This window comes from Clostridium rhizosphaerae (assembly GCF_016765585.1).
GTDB classification, from domain to species: domain Bacteria; phylum Bacillota; class Clostridia; order Clostridiales; family Clostridiaceae; genus Clostridium_AT; species Clostridium_AT rhizosphaerae.
Map to the genome: position 1 here is coordinate 1,066,561 of NZ_JAESWC010000002.1, position 20,037 is coordinate 1,086,597.

Here is a 20,037-nt window from a genome sequence, read left to right on the forward strand (position 1 = left end):
GGAGCTTTTCTTATTGCCCAAATATATCACTTTCAATAGTCTCGGTTCTATTATTTCCTAAATTAGTTCTGAAAAGCTTACTTTCATTATTAGCAAAATTAACATAATACATCCAGTTATCTATAATACTTATAATCGGTCCATCAAATTTAAGATCTACTTTATTTTTTCCTTTCAAATCTACTTTGTAGGAATGAAATACTGTTGATGTTACTGCTGATCCTGATGATACTGAATTTGTATTATAGTAAATATTTTTATTACTAAAAAATATTTGCTCAACATTTTCATCAATAATAAGCTTTTTATCTTGACCATCAATTCTTATTTTATATAAATTTCCATTACCATAAATAGAAAGACTATCAATAGGTTCATCCTTATTTTCTCGAACTTGCTGAAGACTTGGCTCTGTAAAATAAATAAAATTGTCATTTGCATATACTATTCTTCCGTTAAGCTTGCAAACTTCTTTCTTCAAGCTTCCATCGAAGTTCATACTAAATAATGTTCCTAATTTATCTGCTTTAGTGTAATAGATTTTATTTCCTGTCAAAAAATATCTATTTATTCTATCTTCAAGTCTTTGTTTTTTACTTCCATCCAGATTCATTTTATAGAGTTTGTTTTCATCACTAGAAGCTAAAAAATATATATGGTTACCTTGCATTGTCATCATTTGAACTCCAATATCTGATAGTTTGTTTTTTTGAGTTCCATCTTTTTTCATTTTATAAATTTTGAATTCATCCTTATAGTTAACAAAGTATATCCAATCCCCTTTTATTTTTAACATTCCAGCAATATCATCGCTTATTTTTATAGCCTTAGCACTATTATCGGTAATTTTGTATATACCACCTTTTATTTCGTGTTCATTATTAGTAGTACTAAAAGGAAAGTACAATTCTTGACCACTTTTAGCAAAGAAGGAATAGTCTACAACTTTCCCTGTACTTATATTGTCATTGTAAATATTTTTATTAATAAAATATCCTGCTGCAAAAAGTAAAATTATTAAGATACAAATAATTAGTTCATTATTCTTAAACTCTATCTTAAATTTCTTTATTATTTTCAATCTATCTTTATTTATAGCCTTAAAAGCTTTTCTCTTAGGTTTTCCCTCTATAACCAGCTTTTCCTTTTTAGTATCTTCAGCTTCAACATTAATTAGGCTATTAAAATCTATCTGTTTCCCGCAACTTCTGCAATATATATCTTCTTTAAAGACTTCATTGCCGCATTCTTTACATCTAAACATATGACTAATCACCCCCTCGTTTGTTTTTACCTAATAGATAAATATAAGAATATATAAATATATGTTACAGCATAATCCAGCACTATAGCAGCTGCCGTAAAGATTGCTGCCTTATTACCCGTAATTATACGTCCAAGATAATTATATAAACTTATAATATAATAGATAATTCCTATACAAAGTAAAACATTTGCCGCCATACTACTTATAAAACCTACTATAAAAAATAAAAATAAAAATAGTGCGTAGTATAAGCAAGGTAAAGCCAGAGAACTCCAAAGCTTTACTGAATCAACAGAAATTTTTAGTATTTTCAAAATTATACTCATGATTAAGAACAAAATAGTCGAAACTAAAATTATACCAAATAATGAGTATGTAAATGTCATCCCAAATGCCGATGGTATATTGATTCGATTATAGAAATCCTTATTAACCAGTTCGATTGGAAAAATTATTTTTAGCAGATCATTTGGAATTGGTAAAGTAAATTTCACTATACATGATATTAATAAAGTTAAAAATATGTAAATAAACGCTGTGAATAATAATAAATTAGAAGCAACTATGTCTATAAGTTTATGACCTTCAAGTACAGGAGACTTTATAAGTAGTATAATATCCTTCAAGGTATAACTTTCTTTCTTATGAGTTCCATATTGGTTATCAGTTCCGTCAATCATGGATAAATCATTTATATTGTTTTCTTCAACTGTAACTTCCTCTTGTATCTGATTTTGTACTTTATCCTCTATAACATCAGAAATGTAACTTATCGTTTCCCAGTTATCTTCTAAATTAATTGGTTCTCCTATATAAGCACCGCAATTATAACAGTACCTATCGGTATCTTCTAAAGTTTTATTGCACTTACGGCATGTATACATATTGCACCTCTCAAAATAATGAATAATTAAAAAGATCATTTTCTATTATTTAACATGAATTCAATTAATTATGTATTCTACAATTATTGATTAATTCCTCCAAAAAACTAAAAAGAGTTGGAAATCCAACTCTAAATTTGTTATTTAATTATAAAGGCTGAAGGAAGAAATCTCTGTCCTGCAGGCGTACTTGGCTTATTTACTAATTTATGCTTATATATCATTGTAGTAGATGATCCACCATCTAAATTAGCAGCATTATACGCTCCATACTCAAGCATAACATCCTGAACTTCCTTTAAAGTTGCCCCAACACTGTCGACTCTTCTTCCATCTACCACAAGCATAAGAACAGTACCATCTTTTTTCTGGCCTATAACTGTTCTTGGTTGTATTCCCCAGCCTCCATTTCCAGATTTTATTGTAGGTTCTCCATTTACAATTAAAAAAGGTCCAAAGGAAACCGCATCTCTTATCTTTTTATCTCTTGCTTCCTTGAGTGTATATTGGCCTAATACCAAAACAGAATCTTGATTAAATCCAATTAACCCAAGTCTCTCATTCTCTTTTCCAAACACAACTTTGCCATCTTGTATAACAAAACCGGTTGGTGTACCACCAGAACCACGTCCCCCTTCATCAGCAAAGCCACCGGCATTTATACCTCCTATTGCATTATAGTATTCTGTCATTTCAGATAGCTTCATTCCTATCTTGCCAAGTTTGTCAGAAGTAACAACGCTGATTCTCTTTGGATTGCTTACGATTAACATATAAGCTTTGTATTTTTCCGTACTTACATTTTTAAGTTCTACAGTATCTTTAACTTCCTTTGTATTAGTTGTTTTTTCATCCTGCGAACTACCCTCTTCTTCTTGAGCAGCAGATACTTGAATTGCCTCTTCATTTGAATATTTATTTTTATCATCAATTTTATTTTTATCCATTATTTCACTTATAGTTTTATCGCTTAAAAATGCTTTAGCAATATACTGATGGCTAAAGGTGGTCATTGCAGTAGTTACAATCATATCTCTAATATTAGTAAAGGGACCGTAATAAACCATAACCAAGTCAAAAGTAAATACTACAACAAGCTGAATGCAAATAAATATAACCAAGTTTTTTAATATTTTCAATAGCCTTTTAATACAAATCCCCCCATACTAGTAGTTTTCCATTTTAATATATGCTCTTGGTCAAACAAATCATACATAAATAATATCATTTTTCAGGTAAGCTATCTATATAAATTTATTTTAATAAAATAACATAATTTGACACATAGATTAAATAATAATAAACTATATAATATATTCAATGTTTTGACTATAAGTAAAGGAGAACAAAATGGGTAAAAAGAAAAATATTATAAGAGAATATGGTATATCAATAATTGCAGCAATTATTATAGCGGTTACCTTCAGAACCTATGTTTTTGCAAGGGCTGATGTAGAAGGAAAATCTATGTACTCAACTTTAAATGATAAGGATGTATTGTTTGTTGAAAAGATAAGTCTTTTGACTCACAGCTTTAAACATGGTCAGATAGTTATATTCGATTCGGGAAGCTTAAATAAAGATATATATGTTAAAAGGGTAATTGCAGTAGCAGGTGATGAAATAGAAATTAAAGATGGAAAGGTCTATTTAAATGGAACAGAACTTAAAGAAAGTTATTTGGACAAAAATACAGTAACAAATCCAGGCCCTTTTTTAACTCAGAGTGGAAAGTATAAAGTTCCTGAAGGTTATGTATTTGTACTTGGTGATAACAGGGGCAACAGCGTTGACAGCAGAATGTTAGGGCCTATTAGTACTAAAGCTTTAAAAGGGCATGTAGTAGTTAGGGTTTATCCTTTCAACACATTTAAGTTATTTTAGTATAAAACATGGAGCTTATGCATAAAAAATTACATAAGCTCCATGTTTTATTTATTGAATAATATATCTACCCTTTTATTTGTGTTGTTAATTACTTCTTCAGGGTACCCTAAATACTTAAGAAGTTTTATAGCATTTCTTGTTGGAGATACCCCTTTTCTTATTAAATAATCAAATTTTAATCCTTCATCATCTACATCTTCAGTAAAATAGTAGCATTCGTATCTGCTGTCTACTATTTCAGTCAGTTCCAAATCATGCGTTGCAACTATTGGTAAAGAATTATGCTTAATAAGATAATCTAGTATTTCAGCTGAGGCACTAATTCTCTCTATAGGGTTTGTTCCTCTAAATATCTCATCAATTATACATAGACATGGCAGTTCTTCATTGCAGGCCTTTATTATTCTAAGTACCGCTTCTGCTTCCCCTAAATAATAACTTTTACCTACCAGTAAATTATCGCTAGGACTTATAGAGGATAATATTTTAAAATAACTTCCTGTATAACTTTCTGAAAGACATGTACATATAGTCTGTGCGAACAAAACATTTATTCCAAGAGTTCGTAAAAAAGTTGACTTACCTGACATATTTGAACCAGTCAGCACAATTCCACCGTTTTCTATCTTTATAGAGTTAGCCACAGGATTATCAATCAAAGGGTGATACATATTAATAATATCCATGTTTCTCTCTTTCTTATTAAGTACAGGTTCGCAATAATAAGTAAGACCTGTTCTATAGGAAGCAATTGATATTAATGCATCAAGTTCTCCTAGAGCAATGTATACTTTTCTAAGTTCATCTCTAAATTTGGTAAGCTCATCAATAACTGAATAAAACTTTCTTTCTTTAGTTAAAAATAGTATGTTTAAATATTCGACTATAACGTCTCCGCCTTCAACAGAGGCTACTATTGCAGCACTTTTACTAGACTTAATATTTTTAGTGTTATCTAGAAATATATCTTTATAATAGCTTGGAAGGTTATCGTCAATAGTACCAAGTTTTTTTGCAGTATTAACTAAACTGCCTAGATAAGTCATAGAGTCTACATGACAGCTTATTTGATCTCTAAACTTATTGTGGATAAACATATTTATTATAAGTACAAATACTAAGTAAAATCCAAAAACACCGCCGTAGAAAGGTATGAGAATTATAAGAATAACTGGAATTATAGCCATTAGATTGAAAAGGTATTTCAAGTTGCTCTTAGGGGGCAGCTTTCCCCATAAAAATTCTGTTATTGTATTTTTACGCTGTCTTCCCATCCAATATAATTCTGTTTGTACTTTGTCCCTTAAATCTTTGTTGTTTTGAAAGAAATTTATTATTTGCTTTCTTCTTATTAAGATGTCTTCATCGAATATAGGATTTCTTAGCATCCTATAAAGGATCTGCTCTCCTGGAGTAGAAAGAGTCCTGTCAAGCACTTCAAAGACTTTGTCCAAGGTAAAATCTTCAAAAGTTTGATTGTCTATAAAAAATTCATTTGATTTTTCAACACATAAGTATTCATATAACTTCTTAATATCTTTAAAATTTCTCTTCCTATCTTCTTTCTTCCCCCAGCTGCTTTTTATATGATATAAAGCTCTGTATTTAAGCATTCTGCCTCTGAAGTAAAATGACATAAATAAGAATGGAATTATCAAAATGAAACCATAATAGTACTGCTTTCCCAATTGTTCACCCATGATATATGAAAAGTAGGCTGTAAATGCAGATAAACCAATAAAACCCCACATAAAAATTTTCATATTTTTTTCTTTTGTCAATAAAACCTGATTTTTATCCATAGTATTACCCCTTAAATTATATTACCTAAAATTTACATACAATAACTATATACTAATATGATTAACTTTGCAATAAAAAGGCAGTCATAAAGACTGCCTGATAGAATTACTGTATTCTTACTTTATATTTTTCAAGCCATAAATTAATTTGAATTAAATATGCAAGCAGCTGAGGCCCGGTCATAAGCTGTCCATACCATGGTTTTTCAAAGGATTTTCCTCCTGTAGCAATTATTTCGTTTACCTTTTCCTTATCAATTAGATTTAGTATAGGTGAATTTTTGTTATCAAGTATTTCTCTCATCCAATTTTGCACAACTCTTAAATATTCAGGACTATGCGTTTTAGGATAAGGACTCTTTCTCCTATATAAAACCTCATTGGGCAGTATGTCTTTTAACGCTCTTCTTAATAGGCCTTTTTCAATATTATCACAGTATTTTATTTCCCAAGGAATATTATAAGCATATTCTACAATTCTATGATCTGCAAAAGGAACTCTAACCTCTAAGCTGTTTGACATACTCATTCTGTCTTTTCTATTTAAAAGTGTTATCATAAACCACTTTATATTTAAATAGAACATTTCTCTCATCCTGTATTCTCTATCAGATTCTCCTTCAAGCCTTTCAACCTTCTTAATTGATTCTTCATATTTAGCCTTGGAAAACTCTTCTAGAGGAAGAGACTTAAACTCCTTTGAAAGTATATCCTTCCTTGTGTTGACATATCTGGACCAAGGAAAATTATGAGCATTTATATCTTCCTCTCTTCTAAACCAAGGATATCCACCAAATATTTCATCAGCACATTCGCCTGATAAGGCAACTACAGCATCTTTTCTTACTTCCCTGCAAAATAGATACAGAGATGAATCTATATCTGCCATTCCAGGCAAATCATTTGCAAGTACAGCTTCATTTAGGGCAGCAGCCACAGCTTCATTACTTACTAATATATTGTGATGTCTGCTGCCAATATACTTACTCATCATTTGTATATAAGTTCCGTCTGAATTTGGTTGAAACTCGCTTGCCTTAAAATATTTATCATTATCAACATAATCAATGGAATAGGTATTTAAAACATCAACGTTATTTCTTTTAAAATAATTTGAGGCTATAGAAGATATAGCACTTGAATCAAGTCCTCCAGATAAAAAAGTACAAACGGGCACATCTGCTCCTAGCTGCCTTTCAACAGCATCAATTAGAAGACTTCTTGTATGCTCTACTGTTTGCTCAATGCTTTCATTATGAGGCCTGCTTTCGAGCTTCCAGTATTCCCACATATTTATTCCCGCCGAATTATAAACCATACAATGAGCTGGAGGTATTTCTTTAATACCTTTAAATATTCCGCTGCCTAAAGAACGAGCTGGTCCTAAAGAAAACATTTCAAGTAATCCGTCTCTATCTAAAATAGGCTCTATTTCTGGATGAGTCAATAAAGTCTTAATTTCAGAAGCAAAAATTAGAGAATTATCTTTTTTAGTATAAAATAGAGGCTTAACGCCAAGGGGATCCCTAGCTAGAAATAAACTATTCCTATTTTCATCCCAAATACCAAAAGCATAAATTCCATTAACATATTTTACACAGTCAGTTCCCCATGCTATATATGCCGTTAAAAGAACTTCCGTATCTGAATAAGATTTAAAATGAAGTCCTAGAGCCTTAAGCTTATCCCTGACTTCCTCTGTATTATATAATTCACCATTATATACTATAGTATATACATTTTTACCTAATGTTTTTGTCATAGGCTGAGCTCCACCTGATGGGTCCACTACCACTAGTCTTCTATGTCCCAGCAAAGCGTGCTTTGCGCTATAAACATTTCCATCATCGGGACCTCTCTTTGCTAATGTTTTAATCATGTTTTCCATTATATACTTTTCATTCGTAAGCTGTCTTTCAAGGTTAATCCACCCTGCTATACCACACATAAGATCATCTCCTGAAATTCAAATTTCATATTATTCATTATCATTTTATGAAGCCTTTATTGACCTGTGCCTCATTTTTAGCACTTAACATAAACTTAATGTAAATTTCATACAATCGAAATTTAATATTTTTGACCTACCTTTTTTGCATATTTTACAAATAAGCTTGAAAATCAGAAGGATTATTTGATTCATTGTAGAATTTAATATAGTCAGTGCATTAATAAACTAATTTGTTATTACAACTCCCAAGATCAATTTGGAGGCATAAACTATGAGACTTGTTCCAATTGAATGCGTTAGAGAAGGAGCCTATTTGGCAAAAACAATTTATGATAATGATGGAAGAGTATTGCTAAGAGAAGGCGTTATGCTTAATGAACTATTTATACGAAGAATAAAGCTAATAAAGGTTTTCTCAGTTTACATAAATGATGAATATAGCGATAATATTATTGAAGATGTTATAAAACCAGAGTTAAGACAAAAGGCTGTACAAACCATTAAAGACACTTTTGTAAGCTTTGAAAAATATAATTTATACAGTTCAACAAGGAGTTTTAATTCAGGAAAAGAAAGTGATTTTATAAAGGAGAAACAAAAATACTTTCAATCCATAGGTGATATAGCAGACACTATTCTAGATGAATTACTATCCCAAAAAAATGTTTTAATTAATGTTGTAGATATAAAAAATATGGACAGTTATACTTATCAGCACAGTGTAAATGTAGCTGTATTATCGCTAATAATAGGCATTCAGCTGCAACTAAATAAGTATGAGCTTTATTCTTTATGTATGGGAGCTTTAATGCATGATATAGGAAAAGTTTTTATTCCTAAGGAAATTATTTTAAAGTATGATAAGCTTACTGAGAGGGAATTCGCCATAGTTATGGAACATTCTCAAAAGGGCTACGATTACTTAAAAGGCAGTCCTGATATTTCTGCCCCGGCAAGAATTATAGCGCTCCAGCATCATGAACGTATTAATGGAAAAGGTTATCCTGAAGGTAGACGTGGAAACGAAATAAACAAGCTTGCAAAAATTGTTGCTATAGCCGATGTATACGATGCTCTCACTTCTGACAGGCCTCATAGAAGAGCACTTAGTCCTAATGAAGCTCTTGAATATATCATGGCAAGTGGTGATACGCTTTTCGATTATGATATGGTTCTTGCGTTTTCAAAAGCTGTTGTTCCCTATCCAGAAGGCACACTCGTTGTACTTACTAATGAAGATATAGCTGTAATTGAAAAAAATCGTCCCAATTTTCCTCTTAGACCAATTATACGAATTGTTAAGTCAATCGATGGCACCCATAAGAATGTTAGTATAGATTTAATGGATGATTTAAGCCTTGTAATTGAGGGAGTTCAATATGATATTCCTGATTTCAGCAAATAGACTTTCAAAAAATATTAAGGACTGAGTGAAAACTCAGTCCTTAATATTTATCTACTTTCTATAAGATTATCTTTCACCCAGTTTAAGATTTGGAACTGCATTTAAAGTTAAATCTGCTGTTCTTCCATTTACATACTCAAAGTAGGCTGCACTTCCTATCATTGCTGCATTATCTGTACAAAGCACTGGTGCTGGGAATAAAATCTTAATACCATGTTTTTGTCCTTCTTTTATAAGTGTAGCTCTTAATGTTGAATTTGAAGCAACTCCACCTGCTATAGCTATTTTATCAACTTCTTTCATCTTACAGGTCTTTATAACATTATCAACCAGCACATCAACTAAGGCTTTTTGAAACGAAGCAGCTACATCTGCTCTGTTTATTTGCTGTCCCGTCATCTCAGCTTTGTTAAGATAATTTAAAACCGCAGATTTAAGTCCGCTAAAAGAAAAATCCAGAGTATCATCATGAAAGTTCGCTCTAGGAAATTTGATTGCATCAGCATTTCCTTCCTTAGAAAGCTTATCTATTTTAGGTCCACCAGGGTATCCTAGTCCAATAGCTCTGGCAACCTTATCATAAGCTTCTCCAGCGGCATCATCTCTTGTTTGCCCTATAACTTCAAACTCGCCAAAGGCCTTCATATAGACAATAAAACTATGTCCTCCAGAAACCACAAGACATACAAATGGAGGCTTCAAATCCTTATGCTCAATAAAATTAGCACAAATATGCCCTTCTATATGATTAACCCCAATAAGAGGTTTACCTATAGAATATGCTAAAGATTTTGCATACTGCATACCTACAAGAAGAGCTCCAACCAAACCTGGCCCATAAGTCACTCCTACTGCATCTATATCCGTTAGCTTTAACTCTGCCTTGTCCAAGGCCTCCTGAACAACAGCACTTATAACTTCTATGTGCATTCTAGAAGCTACCTCAGGAACAACTCCGCCAAACTTTGTATGTATATCAATCTGTGATGCTATTATATTTGAAAGTACTTCTCTTCCATTAACAACAATCGCCGCTGATGTCTCGTCACAACTTGTCTCAATGGCAAGTATTTTTATATCCTTCATTATTATTCCTCCTTATAGTGGAAAACACTTATAGTATAAATCTCTCTCTCGATAACCAATTGCTGGATATGCTTCATCAAAGACTTATGTTTGAATCTGCCTACCCACCACATTTGCTTCTGCTCGCATGGAACCTTCTAAAGTCTCTTTGCGTTTTTTGTTCTCCCTCAAACATTTATTAACTAGACTTTATTATACACAGAAACTTATGATATAATCAATAATGCAAGCACATATTCTTATTCTATAAGAAGGAGTAATTTATGTTAAATAATTATGCAAAGGTCGTAGTAAAAGGTTCACCGATATCGAAATCCAACTTTAAGCTTTTTAATATTCAAGGGCGAGCCATTCTTCCTTACAATTCTGGAAAGTATCATGACAGATATGCTCTTTATGAAGAAGAAATTGCCTACGAGGCTAGATCCCAAAATCCAAATATTGTACTCTCAGAAAGCTTAATTGCAGTTCTCAAAGTTTTTTATAAGAGTAAAAAAAGGCACCCTGATACAAACAATATTACAAAAAGTATTTTTGACGGAATCGAAAAAAGTGGTATTATAGTTAACGATGCACAGGTTAGACGCCTTATAATAGAAGAATTTTATGATTCCTTGAATCCTAGATTTGAGCTTGAATTATTTGCTGAAAGCAGCTATTTTATGAGCTACACTATATCAAAAAAAGAAATTTCTGATACACCTATTGAGTATGCACCTCCAAGCAATAAAAAAACTTCTTTGATAAAAAAGCCATCTAAAGTTTCTAAAAATAATGATAATCTAACATGCGAGATTTGTAATAAAGCCATATCTAAAGAAAATTCAGTATCTGCTAATGCAGGAAAGCTAATTATTTGCAAAAATTGTTTTAAAAAACTTTTTTGATATAAAAAAAACAACAGGGGTTAAGTTCTTAAATTAAAGCCTAAACCCTGTTCCTTATTACCTGCTATCTTTATTTAATACAAATCCTGCAGCATTATTTCCTGCAGATATACTTTCTAAAGATATATCTTCCTCTATGTCATGTACATATAATATATCACCACAAGCGAAAATTCCTTCTACATTTGTTTCCTGATTTCTATCTACCATAACACCACCTGTTACACTGGATACTAAAATACCTGTTTTTAATGCTATTTCACTCTCAGGAAGCAAACCGGCAGACAACAAAAGAGTATCGCAAGGAATGTGTTCTTCAGTATCAACTATTGGTATGAAATTACTATCAACCCTCGAAATAACTACTCCTTCTACTCTATCATGCCCTAAAATATCTGTTATGGTATATCCTAGTTTAAGAGGTATATTAAAATCCTTTATACACTCCTCTATATTTCTCTCAGATCCGCCGGAATAGGACATAGGTTCTAACACCGCCTTAATATTAGCCCCCTCAAGTACCATGTTCCTAGCCATTAGAAGTCCAATATCTGAAGATCCAACCATAACCACTTGTTTCCCTGGCATATAACCTTCTATGTTAATAAACTTTTGTGTTGTTCCGACAGTAAAAATACCTGCACACTTACTTCCTGGAATATTAACAGCACCTCTAGGCTTTTCTCTGCACCCCATTGCGAGGACAATTGCCTCAGTTTTATATTCATCGATACCTTTTTCATTTACAACAGTTACTGTTTTATCTTTGCTTATTTCTATTACCAAACTTTTTAATTTAACTTTTATATTAAGTCTATCTACTTCATCAATTAATCTTTGTGCATATTCAGAACCAGTAAAATTCTCGCCAAAAGTATATATTCCAAAGCCAGTATGTATAAATTGATTAAGCGCTCCACCAAGCTGCTCTTCTCTTTCAATTATTAAGATATTCTGAGCACCATTTCTTTTAGCCGCCATAGCAGCTAACATGCCAGATTCTCCTCCACCTACTATAATTATGTCATAATAAAGCATTAATACTCCCCTTTCAGTGGTAATATATCAAATATTATTATCTGTAATACAATATTATTTTACCACAATATAATTATTGCATCATATATTTTTATTCATGTAAAAAGAGCCAAACTAGTTGACTCTTCTCAGTTGATTATAAACCTCTTGCCCATTTTCCCGATATTGGATAGGAATAATCATTACCATTTGCCACATTTACTATTGCCACTATAGGCATAATAACTGCTGCAATACCGACCACCACCAAACCAATAAGACCTACTAATAAAATTACTAATATTCCAGATACTGCACCTGCTACAATTAATAATATTTGAAACATTAGCGCTTCCTTTGCTTGAGTTTTTACATAATCATCTGTGCTTATAAGCATTATTACAAGTGGAATTAGTATAGGAGCAGCTAAAAAAACTCCTCCGTGGCAAAGAGCTGACAATAATTTTTGTTCAGTAGTTATCATTTTCTTACCCCCTATAAATTCTATAGATTATAGTATTTATCTCAATTTAATAGTTTCACTTATATAGACGGTAATAAGTTAAGAAACCCCACTAAACTTATCAATTATTTTTCAATTTTCTTTATGCCTAATTTAAACAGAATGAATCCCAATAAAAAAGGTATGAATGCATATATTAAAGGCATTACAAGTTCATTAACAGAAGATGCTTTCCTATAGCTTATTATCATAAATACAGCAGCACCTATTAAGCATAACAACCCTAGTACAAGTAGAACTATTGAATATATATTTGATTTATTATTTTCACCCATGCTATTCTCCTTAGCTAAAATTTAAAAACTTATATTAACATTGTATCACAATTATATTTTACACTTAATACTAAAGTTATAAAATTTATTTTGAAAAAGTGTTGCTTTTTTAAATTTCATATTATATAATAAATCTTGTCTTAGGGGTATCATCCAGCGGCAGGATGACAGTCTCCAAAACTGTTCACCTAGGTTCGAATCCTAGTACCCCTGCCATATAAATCCGTAGAATGTATATTTCTACGGATTTTTTATTTTTTGATGATTTATAATAAACTCTAGTGTATATTCTTCTATAATTAATTAACTTTAAACTATTTAAAGCATCTTCTGTCAATGGATGCTTTATTTTTTTGTAGCAGATAAATGATACTAACAATTATTTAACAATCATTATCATTTACTTCTGCGCTTTCAGATGCTAAAATATTCCATGTACCTATAATTAAGAAAGGAATGATTACCAATGACTCAAAAGCCAAAATTAAAAAGAGATCTTGGTTTATTTATAACTACTGCACTAGTGGTAGGAAATATGATGGGATCAGGAATATTTATACTTCTAGCATCTTTAGCACAAGAAACTGGCCCTGGTGCTACAATGCTTGGATGGCTTATTAGTGGAACCGGAGCATTGTTTATAGCTTTATCCTTTGCTAATCTTGGCTCTAAAATGCCTGTAACCGGAGGACCTTATGAATATTCAAAAAGAGCATTTGGCCACTTTATCGGTTTTCAAAATGCATGGCTGTATTGGAACTCTTCATGGATAGGAACTATTGCTTCCTTGACTGGAACTACAGCATATGTTGCAGCATTTTTCCCAATATTAAATGAAAGCAGACTTGCAGCATTCTTATTTACCAGCGCAATTTTATGGATATTTACATATATAAATATACTAGGTGTTAGAAAGGCAGGTATATTTCAAACAATTTTAGTTATAACTGAAATTGTTCTATTTATAATATTTATAGTGGCCGCCTTAAAGCATTATAATCCGGAATATCTAAAACCAATGTTTCCCGAGGGAAAGGGTTTGAATACTGTACCAACAGCCGCTGCTCTTACTTTATGGGCATTCACCGGATTTGAAACAGCTGCAATAACAGCAGGAGAAGTGAAGAATGGTGCGCGTAATGTTAGGCTTGGAACCATATACGGCATAATCATAGGAATACTATTATATTTCACTCTAAACTTTACAGCTATGACTTCAATATCCCAAAAAGATTTAATAAATGCAGATGGAAATTGGAATGCTATATTAACACCTTACTTTGGCAGCTCATTAACTAAAGTTATAATAGTGACAGAATTGGTAAGTATACTAGGTACAACCTTTGCATGTATCCTTACAACGGCTAGAATGTCTTATGCAGCTGCTGAGAATAAAATTTTTCCTAAAGTTTTTGAGAATGTGCATCCAAAATATAAAACACCTGATGTATCACTTATTATCGCAGCTATACTTGGGAATATACTATTAGCACTTAATTACACAAAAAGTCTTCAGCAGGTATTTACCTTTATGATATTACTTGCAACTTTGGCCGGGCTTCCAGTATATGCTTCAACAGCAGCTGCAGAGATCAGACTTTCCATAAATATAAATAATAAACCTTCCAAGACATATATTATTAAAAAATCCATAATACCAGCCATTGCTTTTATTTATTCTCTATGGGCTATATACGGTTCAGGACTTGAAAGTGTTTTATACGGGGTTCTTCTAGCTGCTTTAGGAATACCTGTATATTTCTATATGAAAAAACGAAACCGTTAACCTAAACATACTAAAAAAGCGGTAAGCAGAATTGCTTATCGCTCTATTATATATCCATGAGTACTTTTTACTAATTTTTATACAAGTTTAAAATCTACCATATCATATGAAAATTCATCAATACATCTAATTCAAAATCATCACCTAAACATCGGGTTCCACATGAACTATTGCTTCTGTAATATTGAACTCACTTCTTAAATTATTTTCAATCTCCTCTGTAATTATGTGTCCTTCAAGAACCGTTAAATCAGCACTTACACCTACTATTACATCAAGAAGAATATTATTTCCGTGAATTCTAGCTCTTATATCCTTAACATTTTTCACACCTGAAATCTTCTTTATACTTTTAGTCATGTTATCTAATTCATTCTTATCAAATCCATCCGTCAAATTATGTGCTGCCTCTCTAAAAATCTCCCAGCCAGTCTTAACTATTAGTATGCCAACTATTACTGCTGCTAATGGATCTATCCAGGGTAGTCCAAACTGAGATGCTGTTATTCCTACTGCTGTTCCTATGCTTACCCAAGCATCTGAAAGATTATCTTTGGCAGCAGCCATAAGTCCAGAACTGTTTATTTTACTAGCAATTTTTTTATTATAACGATAAACAAAATATATTACTAAAGCACAAAAAACTGCAACCGCTGCTGCTATCAAATCAGGCGCCTGAGCTTTAAAGAAGATAATGGAGTGATCAGCATTATACAATACATCAAGACCTACACCTATCATGATTAAGGAAGCAATAAGTGAGGAAACTGTCTCTGCCCTAAAATGACCATAAGGATGATCATCGTCTGCAGGTTTTCGTGATATTTTAAGTCCAATCAGAACAGCCACAGAAGCTATTATGTCTGTTGTATTATTTAATCCATCAGCAGTTAAAGCTTTTGATCCAGACATATATCCAATTCCAAGCTTTATTAGTGATAATGAAATGTATGCAATAATACTTACACGCGCACCTCTTTCTGCCAGCCTTAAGTCATTATATTTTTCCTCCATATTTTTCACTCCCCAAATTTCTAATTTAATCAAAATAAATAAAGACTTCTAGCACAATGAAGCCATTGCGCTAAAAGTCTCACTTAACTATTATTAGTTACAATAAAGCCAGACCAAAGGTCAGTATGTTGACTTTATCACCTTTTTTAAGGCAGTTACTCCCTTTTAACTAAATGTTATTTCTTTAACAGTATAATTGTACTATGCCTTATAATAATTGTCAATTGACTCTATTTTTAAATATTAATACTAAATTAGTCGATTTATATCTATTTGTTGGGAACGAAATATATTGAAGTAACAATAAAATTATGATAAATTATTACTTGTGTCTGTATAAAAGCGTTATATTTTCCCAAAATATAACAATAAATAATATATATAGATAAAAAAATACCAACTATAAACTTACAAACAATATAATATTATTGAAGATTTGCTATTTCTATTACCTGTAAGTTGAATTTACATATTGTTTATCTATAATTAATATTTTTTAAATCAGATGTGTACATGCTTATCAAAAGGAGTATTTTTATGAACACGAATGAAGCAATTGAAGTTGTAAGAGAAATACTGAATAATTTACTTTCTAACAAAAAGGATAAGCTACTAGATGAAGAAGTACTAAGAGTTAGCATGGAGCTTGATAAACTCATAAGTACATTTATGTATGATAAATATAAATCTATAAATACAATTTAAGTGAATTACTGCAAGATAAAAGAGTGGCTTTACCACCCTTTTATCTAATAGTAAACTTTATTTATTTGCTGTTTCATTATTAGTCTGCACGGTATTTATACTAGTGTTTCTATCTTTGTTAAACTCGGCTACAGTAGCCTTAATTATATTATAAATATCATTTGTACCTAAGCCTGTTCTTTGAGATATCATTTCTACCGCTTTCGTATGCTTAATTTCACTTTCCCATTTAAATTCTCTCCCCATTTGCTCTACAGCTAAAATTATTTGTTTAGCTATTTTCACATCATTTTCATAGCGTTCCATTCCAATTTTTTCTACTATTTGCTGTTTTTGAGTTTCTATCATTGAACTGTGAGAATTTAAATATTGTTTAACATAATAAGCAATTAAGCCAAATATAGTGGTTAATACTAAATACAAAACATCTGGGATAATTTGATTAATCAATATGTCCTTCAAACTAGCTTCCTCCTATCATATTAAATATTACTCTAATATATGATATGATGAAGATTTAGATTCGGTAACAAATATAATCAAGTTCAATTTCTTCTACTATGCTATTAAACTTGCCCAGGTTCTTGGACCTACAATTCCATCTGCTGATAATCCATGTGAACTTTGATATGTTATTACTGCGTTTCTTGTATCGGGTCCAAATATGCCATCGTTTGATACTCCAACTCTATATTGAACATATCTGACTGGTATTCCTCTAAAACCTGAGCTAATAAGTGGTTTTGCCAAGATACTGTTTATAGCCCCAAAAGTTTGAGGCCCTGCAATTCCATCTACAGAGATGCCGCATATACTTTGAAATCTTCTTATAGCTTCTGTAGTTCTCCTGCCTTGTATTCCATCCTCTGCTAGCGCCCCCTCCCTGTTGTCCCTAATTTGAAGTCTGTTTAACGCTTTCTGCAACTTAAGCACACCGCTATCAACACTTGGTCCTGGTGAAGGTTCAGGCTGTGGCGGAGCTGGGAAATCAGTTGTTGGTACTGTTACTACTTCTGTATCACCTGTCATACTATTTATCATTGTCTGAACATCTCTTCTAAAGTCATCTACCGTCTTACCAAATTGTGCAAAATAACTTATAGGATCCATATGTGTGCTCTCATGCCACCTTTGGGTAACTTCTGCATGAGACATAAGATTTTCAGTTGTTATTGCAGTTTGCTTGATTATATTTACATGCACCCATGCAAAAAGCCATACTCCTCTATTCCATACTTCCTGGAATCTTGCTTCGTCATCATAATGGCATAGTTCAATACCTATTCTTGTTCTGTTTGCTATAGGGCCTGCATGCCAAGCTTGTTCATACCATGGTATTGTTTGAGTTATGCTGTCATAATCTACAAAAGCGTGAGCAGAAGCCCCTCTTCTTCCTGAATCAAAGTAGTTAAACTCATTTTCATCTGTTGCACCTGGGTCAGCAGTTTCATGCACAACTGTACCAATAGCATTGAGAGACTGATTTGATCTATTCATACTAATAAATCTTTGTTTAATTTCATATTCCATATTTTCATCCTCATATAAATTACTATATTTTATAATATGCTCTCAATTAGTTTTATGTATATTAAATATAATAATTGTGATTAATAAATAAAAAGTAGGCGCTTCATAATAATAGTTTTGATATAAGTATGCTCTTTGATATTGTAGAAAGCAAATTTACTGCAAATCAGCATAGTTTCAGTAAATATTTAAATATTTTTATAGGTTTATATTTAAATATGAATTTTAATAACATGCAGCATTTCAACACGTTTCTTTAACAAAATCAAAAAAAATAAAATCCCCAGGCAATTTGCTTGAGGATTAAATATTATATACTATTGTATTTTAAATCCAGATTCTTTGACCTTTTCTAAGATCTCTTGGAAGTTCTCGGTTCTAACTCTTATTACTATTTCTTTTACATCTGTAACACTCCTCGGGTCAACAACAACAAAGCTGATTATATCTCCACCATTTTCGGATATAATCTTTGAAAGCTTTGATACCTGTCCAGGAATATCATAAGCTATTACAGCTAATCTTCTTCCCTTATTAAGCCCAAAAAGTTCTGTAAACTCATGGAAAATAGCATGATGCGTTACAATTCCTTTGAAAGAACCATATTCATCTACAACTGCTACAAAAGCTATATTCTTAATTTCTAAGAAATGCGCTGCTTTCTCCATTTGTTCTAGAGGATGAATTGATGGAACATCAGTCCTCATAACATTTTCTACTTTAAAGTCTGATAATAGACATTGCTTATCTACACATTTTTCGTAGTAAAAGGCATAAATTCTGTCCTTTGATATAGAACCATAAAATTTATCCCCCTCAGCTACTGGAATAGATAAAAAGTTATTTTCTTCTATTACTTCTAGTGCTTTCTTTATCGTCTCATTAGGTGTAATTGTTATAAGCTTTTCAACTGGAAGCATTAAATTCTTAACAAACATACTCTACACTCCCCCTCATTACTATCTTATGGATATTATACATAAATTCGAACAAAAATTCAAACAATTTAATCATCTAGTTGTAAAAGTTTTTATTTTGCATTTATAAAGCTCTCTAAAGTGATTAAATTGCTCTGAAGCATATCAGTGTATTTTATATCATTACTATAAATATTTATCTGCCCTGTTTTTAATGAAAATTTATTTATTATTTCTTCATTAGCCTTTTTATTCTGCTCGCTGTCATATAAAAATATAACATTGTTATTATCTTTTAATTTATCTGTAAGCTTTAAATTGTTGTCAATATCAGTTTGAGTTAACTGATAACCATAGTTATATATTTTTATGGTTTTAAAGCCGTAATATTTTAAAAAATAATCTAAGTTGTCTCCATCTACAACGAAAGTGTACTCTTTAAGTTTATCTGCAGCCTCTTTCAGCTTTTTCTGATATACCTCAACATCCTTTATTGCCTTTGAAAAATTATCTTCGTAATAAACTCTATCTTTTGAATCCTTATCCTGTATGGCATTTTTAATATTTAACATTGCAACCTTATAGTAATCTATATTTAGCCAAAAATAAGGGTTATCTTTAAGTGTAATATCTTGATACTTAAGTTCTCTATCAAAGCTTATTGTTTTAATTCCTCTAGCAATATTAATAGGTCCTATCTTAGTTTTACTAAGCTTATCTACAAAATCCGAAACCCACGGTTCCATACCTGATCCCCAATAAAAATACAAATCTTTTTTGCTTATATTATTTATGCTATCCTCAGAATATTTATAATTCCATAACTTTTCCTTAGAGACAAACATATAATCTACATAATGCCTGTCACGAACTATATCCTTTACCATATTATAAAGAAGTTTATCTGTAGTAACTATATTTAAGCTTAACTCCTTTTCATTCATTGCCTTTTCTTCAGCCTGTGGTTCAATTTTTTTAGGATTACTTCCTTCTGTACCTTTACAACCAGTGGCTGCAAAGATGAATATAAAAATAAGAGTATATATAAATATCTTTCTCATCTTTCGTCCCACCTTGTTTTTATGACGCATATGCATTCTC

19 protein-coding genes and 1 tRNA gene are annotated in these 20,037 nt (G+C 31.6%); 6 read left to right on the forward strand and 14 right to left on the reverse strand.

The features are described from left to right. Window positions 1–10 precede the first annotated feature (10 nt). The 3 genes from JK636_RS08195 to JK636_RS08205 form a co-directional block, all read right to left on the reverse strand. A complete protein-coding gene (locus JK636_RS08195) occupies window positions 11–1,264 on the reverse strand; it encodes a DUF5050 domain-containing protein (RefSeq protein WP_202748336.1) in 1,254 nt (417 codons plus the stop codon). 26 nt (window positions 1,265–1,290) lie between these two features. After that, window positions 1,291–2,151, reverse strand: a complete 861-nt coding sequence (locus tag JK636_RS08200; protein ID WP_202748337.1) for a zinc ribbon domain-containing protein — start codon at window positions 2,149–2,151, stop codon at window positions 1,291–1,293. 140 nt (window positions 2,152–2,291) lie between these two features. Next, window positions 2,292–3,290: a phosphodiester glycosidase family protein gene (locus JK636_RS08205; RefSeq protein WP_202748338.1), complete on the reverse strand. Its 999-nt coding sequence runs from the start codon at window positions 3,288–3,290 to the stop codon at window positions 2,292–2,294. Between the two features lie 211 nt (window positions 3,291–3,501). Here JK636_RS08205 and lepB point away from each other — a divergent pair, with 211 nt between their 5' ends. Continuing rightward, window positions 3,502–4,035, forward strand: coding sequence for a signal peptidase I (lepB, locus tag JK636_RS08210; protein ID WP_202748339.1), 534 nt, complete (start codon window positions 3,502–3,504; stop codon window positions 4,033–4,035). A 47-nt stretch (window positions 4,036–4,082) separates the two neighbouring features. Here the strand turns inward: lepB and JK636_RS08215 are convergent, their stop codons facing one another. Together JK636_RS08215 and asnB are read right to left on the reverse strand one after the other, a co-directional pair. After that, the gene (locus JK636_RS08215) at window positions 4,083–5,840 is read right to left on the reverse strand and encodes a MutS-related protein (protein WP_202748340.1); all 1,758 of its coding nucleotides are present in this window, start codon (window positions 5,838–5,840) and stop codon (window positions 4,083–4,085) included. Window positions 5,841–5,946: 106 nt separating this feature from the next. Beyond that, complete coding sequence (gene asnB / locus JK636_RS08220; RefSeq protein ID WP_202748341.1) at window positions 5,947–7,788, reverse strand: asparagine synthase (glutamine-hydrolyzing); 1,842 nt, start codon at window positions 7,786–7,788, stop codon at window positions 5,947–5,949. Window positions 7,789–8,062: 274 nt separating this feature from the next. On the opposite strand from asnB, the gene JK636_RS08225 reads away from it, so the two are divergent. After that, entirely contained in the window at window positions 8,063–9,196 is a 1,134-nt protein-coding gene (locus tag JK636_RS08225; protein WP_202748342.1) for an HD-GYP domain-containing protein, read from the forward strand. 66 nt (window positions 9,197–9,262) lie between these two features. Here JK636_RS08225 and tsaD read toward each other — a convergent pair whose 3' ends face one another. Then, window positions 9,263–10,282, reverse strand: a complete 1,020-nt coding sequence (tsaD, locus tag JK636_RS08230; RefSeq protein WP_202748343.1) for a tRNA (adenosine(37)-N6)-threonylcarbamoyltransferase complex transferase subunit TsaD — start codon at window positions 10,280–10,282, stop codon at window positions 9,263–9,265. 263 nt (window positions 10,283–10,545) lie between these two features. Here tsaD and JK636_RS08235 point away from each other — a divergent pair, with 263 nt between their 5' ends. Then, window positions 10,546–11,169: a RusA family crossover junction endodeoxyribonuclease gene (locus JK636_RS08235; protein WP_202748344.1), complete on the forward strand. Its 624-nt coding sequence runs from the start codon at window positions 10,546–10,548 to the stop codon at window positions 11,167–11,169. A 57-nt stretch (window positions 11,170–11,226) separates the two neighbouring features. Here the strand turns inward: JK636_RS08235 and JK636_RS08240 are convergent, their stop codons facing one another. From JK636_RS08240 to JK636_RS08250, 3 genes are all read right to left on the reverse strand, one after another. After that, entirely contained in the window at window positions 11,227–12,207 is a 981-nt protein-coding gene (locus JK636_RS08240) for an NAD(P)/FAD-dependent oxidoreductase (RefSeq protein ID WP_202748345.1), read from the reverse strand. Window positions 12,208–12,343: 136 nt separating this feature from the next. Next, window positions 12,344–12,670, reverse strand: coding sequence for a DUF4870 domain-containing protein (locus JK636_RS08245; protein ID WP_202748346.1), 327 nt, complete (start codon window positions 12,668–12,670; stop codon window positions 12,344–12,346). Between the two features lie 104 nt (window positions 12,671–12,774). After that, window positions 12,775–12,984 carry a hypothetical protein gene (locus JK636_RS08250; RefSeq protein WP_202748347.1) on the reverse strand — a complete coding sequence of 70 codons (210 nt, stop codon included), beginning with the start codon at window positions 12,982–12,984 and terminating at the stop codon, window positions 12,775–12,777. Between the two features lie 142 nt (window positions 12,985–13,126). Here JK636_RS08250 and JK636_RS08255 point away from each other — a divergent pair. Together JK636_RS08255 and JK636_RS08260 are read left to right on the forward strand one after the other, a co-directional pair. Continuing rightward, window positions 13,127–13,200, forward strand: a tRNA-Trp gene (locus JK636_RS08255). A gap of 250 nt (window positions 13,201–13,450) precedes the next feature. Further along, complete coding sequence (locus tag JK636_RS08260) at window positions 13,451–14,770, forward strand: APC family permease (RefSeq protein WP_202748348.1); 1,320 nt, start codon at window positions 13,451–13,453, stop codon at window positions 14,768–14,770. Window positions 14,771–14,914: 144 nt separating this feature from the next. Here the strand turns inward: JK636_RS08260 and JK636_RS08265 are convergent, their stop codons facing one another. Then, the gene (locus tag JK636_RS08265) at window positions 14,915–15,784 is read right to left on the reverse strand and encodes a cation diffusion facilitator family transporter (RefSeq protein WP_202748349.1); all 870 of its coding nucleotides are present in this window, start codon (window positions 15,782–15,784) and stop codon (window positions 14,915–14,917) included. Window positions 15,785–16,321: 537 nt separating this feature from the next. Between JK636_RS08265 and JK636_RS08270 the strand changes: the two genes are divergently transcribed. Continuing rightward, a complete protein-coding gene (locus JK636_RS08270) occupies window positions 16,322–16,489 on the forward strand; it encodes an aspartyl-phosphate phosphatase Spo0E family protein (RefSeq protein WP_202748350.1) in 168 nt (55 codons plus the stop codon). A 57-nt stretch (window positions 16,490–16,546) separates the two neighbouring features. On the opposite strand, the gene JK636_RS08275 is transcribed toward JK636_RS08270, so the two are convergent. The 4 genes from JK636_RS08275 to JK636_RS08290 all read right to left on the reverse strand — a co-directional run bounded on the left by JK636_RS08275 (window position 16,547) and on the right by JK636_RS08290 (window position 19,997). After that, a complete protein-coding gene (locus tag JK636_RS08275) occupies window positions 16,547–16,951 on the reverse strand; it encodes a hypothetical protein (protein WP_202748351.1) in 405 nt (134 codons plus the stop codon). Window positions 16,952–17,047: 96 nt separating this feature from the next. Continuing rightward, the gene (locus JK636_RS08280) at window positions 17,048–18,019 is read right to left on the reverse strand and encodes a peptidoglycan recognition protein family protein (protein WP_202748352.1); all 972 of its coding nucleotides are present in this window, start codon (window positions 18,017–18,019) and stop codon (window positions 17,048–17,050) included. Between the two features lie 317 nt (window positions 18,020–18,336). Further along, window positions 18,337–18,957 (reverse strand): CBS domain-containing protein, encoded by a 621-nt coding sequence (locus JK636_RS08285; protein WP_202748353.1) that lies wholly within the window; start codon window positions 18,955–18,957, stop codon window positions 18,337–18,339. 92 nt (window positions 18,958–19,049) lie between these two features. After that, a complete protein-coding gene (locus JK636_RS08290; RefSeq protein ID WP_202748354.1) occupies window positions 19,050–19,997 on the reverse strand; it encodes a metal ABC transporter substrate-binding protein in 948 nt (315 codons plus the stop codon). Between the last annotated feature and the right edge of the window lie 40 nt (window positions 19,998–20,037).

Excerpts from the sequence above, each read along its gene's own strand:
- JK636_RS08195 (WP_202748336.1), bottom strand. The coding sequence starts at position 1,264 with ATGTTTAGATGTAAAGAATGCGGCAATGAAGTCTTTAAAGAAGATATA.
- JK636_RS08200 (WP_202748337.1), bottom strand. The coding sequence starts at position 2,151 with ATGTATACATGCCGTAAGTGCAATAAAACTTTAGAAGATACCGATAGG.
- lepB (WP_202748339.1), top strand. The coding sequence starts at position 3,502 with ATGGGTAAAAAGAAAAATATTATAAGAGAATATGGTATATCAATAATT.
- JK636_RS08215 (WP_202748340.1), bottom strand. The coding sequence starts at position 5,840 with ATGGATAAAAATCAGGTTTTATTGACAAAAGAAAAAAATATGAAAATT.
- asnB (WP_202748341.1), bottom strand. The coding sequence starts at position 7,788 with ATGTGTGGTATAGCAGGGTGGATTAACCTTGAAAGACAGCTTACGAAT.
- JK636_RS08225 (WP_202748342.1), top strand. The coding sequence starts at position 8,063 with ATGAGACTTGTTCCAATTGAATGCGTTAGAGAAGGAGCCTATTTGGCA.
- tsaD (WP_202748343.1), bottom strand. The coding sequence starts at position 10,282 with ATGAAGGATATAAAAATACTTGCCATTGAGACAAGTTGTGACGAGACA.
- JK636_RS08235 (WP_202748344.1), top strand. The coding sequence starts at position 10,546 with ATGTTAAATAATTATGCAAAGGTCGTAGTAAAAGGTTCACCGATATCG.
- JK636_RS08240 (WP_202748345.1), bottom strand. The coding sequence starts at position 12,207 with ATGCTTTATTATGACATAATTATAGTAGGTGGAGGAGAATCTGGCATG.
- JK636_RS08245 (WP_202748346.1), bottom strand. The coding sequence starts at position 12,670 with ATGATAACTACTGAACAAAAATTATTGTCAGCTCTTTGCCACGGAGGA.
- JK636_RS08250 (WP_202748347.1), bottom strand. The coding sequence starts at position 12,984 with ATGGGTGAAAATAATAAATCAAATATATATTCAATAGTTCTACTTGTA.
- JK636_RS08260 (WP_202748348.1), top strand. The coding sequence starts at position 13,451 with ATGACTCAAAAGCCAAAATTAAAAAGAGATCTTGGTTTATTTATAACT.
- JK636_RS08265 (WP_202748349.1), bottom strand. The coding sequence starts at position 15,784 with ATGGAGGAAAAATATAATGACTTAAGGCTGGCAGAAAGAGGTGCGCGT.
- JK636_RS08270 (WP_202748350.1), top strand. The coding sequence starts at position 16,322 with ATGAACACGAATGAAGCAATTGAAGTTGTAAGAGAAATACTGAATAAT.
- JK636_RS08280 (WP_202748352.1), bottom strand. The coding sequence starts at position 18,019 with ATGGAATATGAAATTAAACAAAGATTTATTAGTATGAATAGATCAAAT.
- JK636_RS08285 (WP_202748353.1), bottom strand. The coding sequence starts at position 18,957 with ATGTTTGTTAAGAATTTAATGCTTCCAGTTGAAAAGCTTATAACAATT.
- JK636_RS08290 (WP_202748354.1), bottom strand. The coding sequence starts at position 19,997 with ATGAGAAAGATATTTATATATACTCTTATTTTTATATTCATCTTTGCA.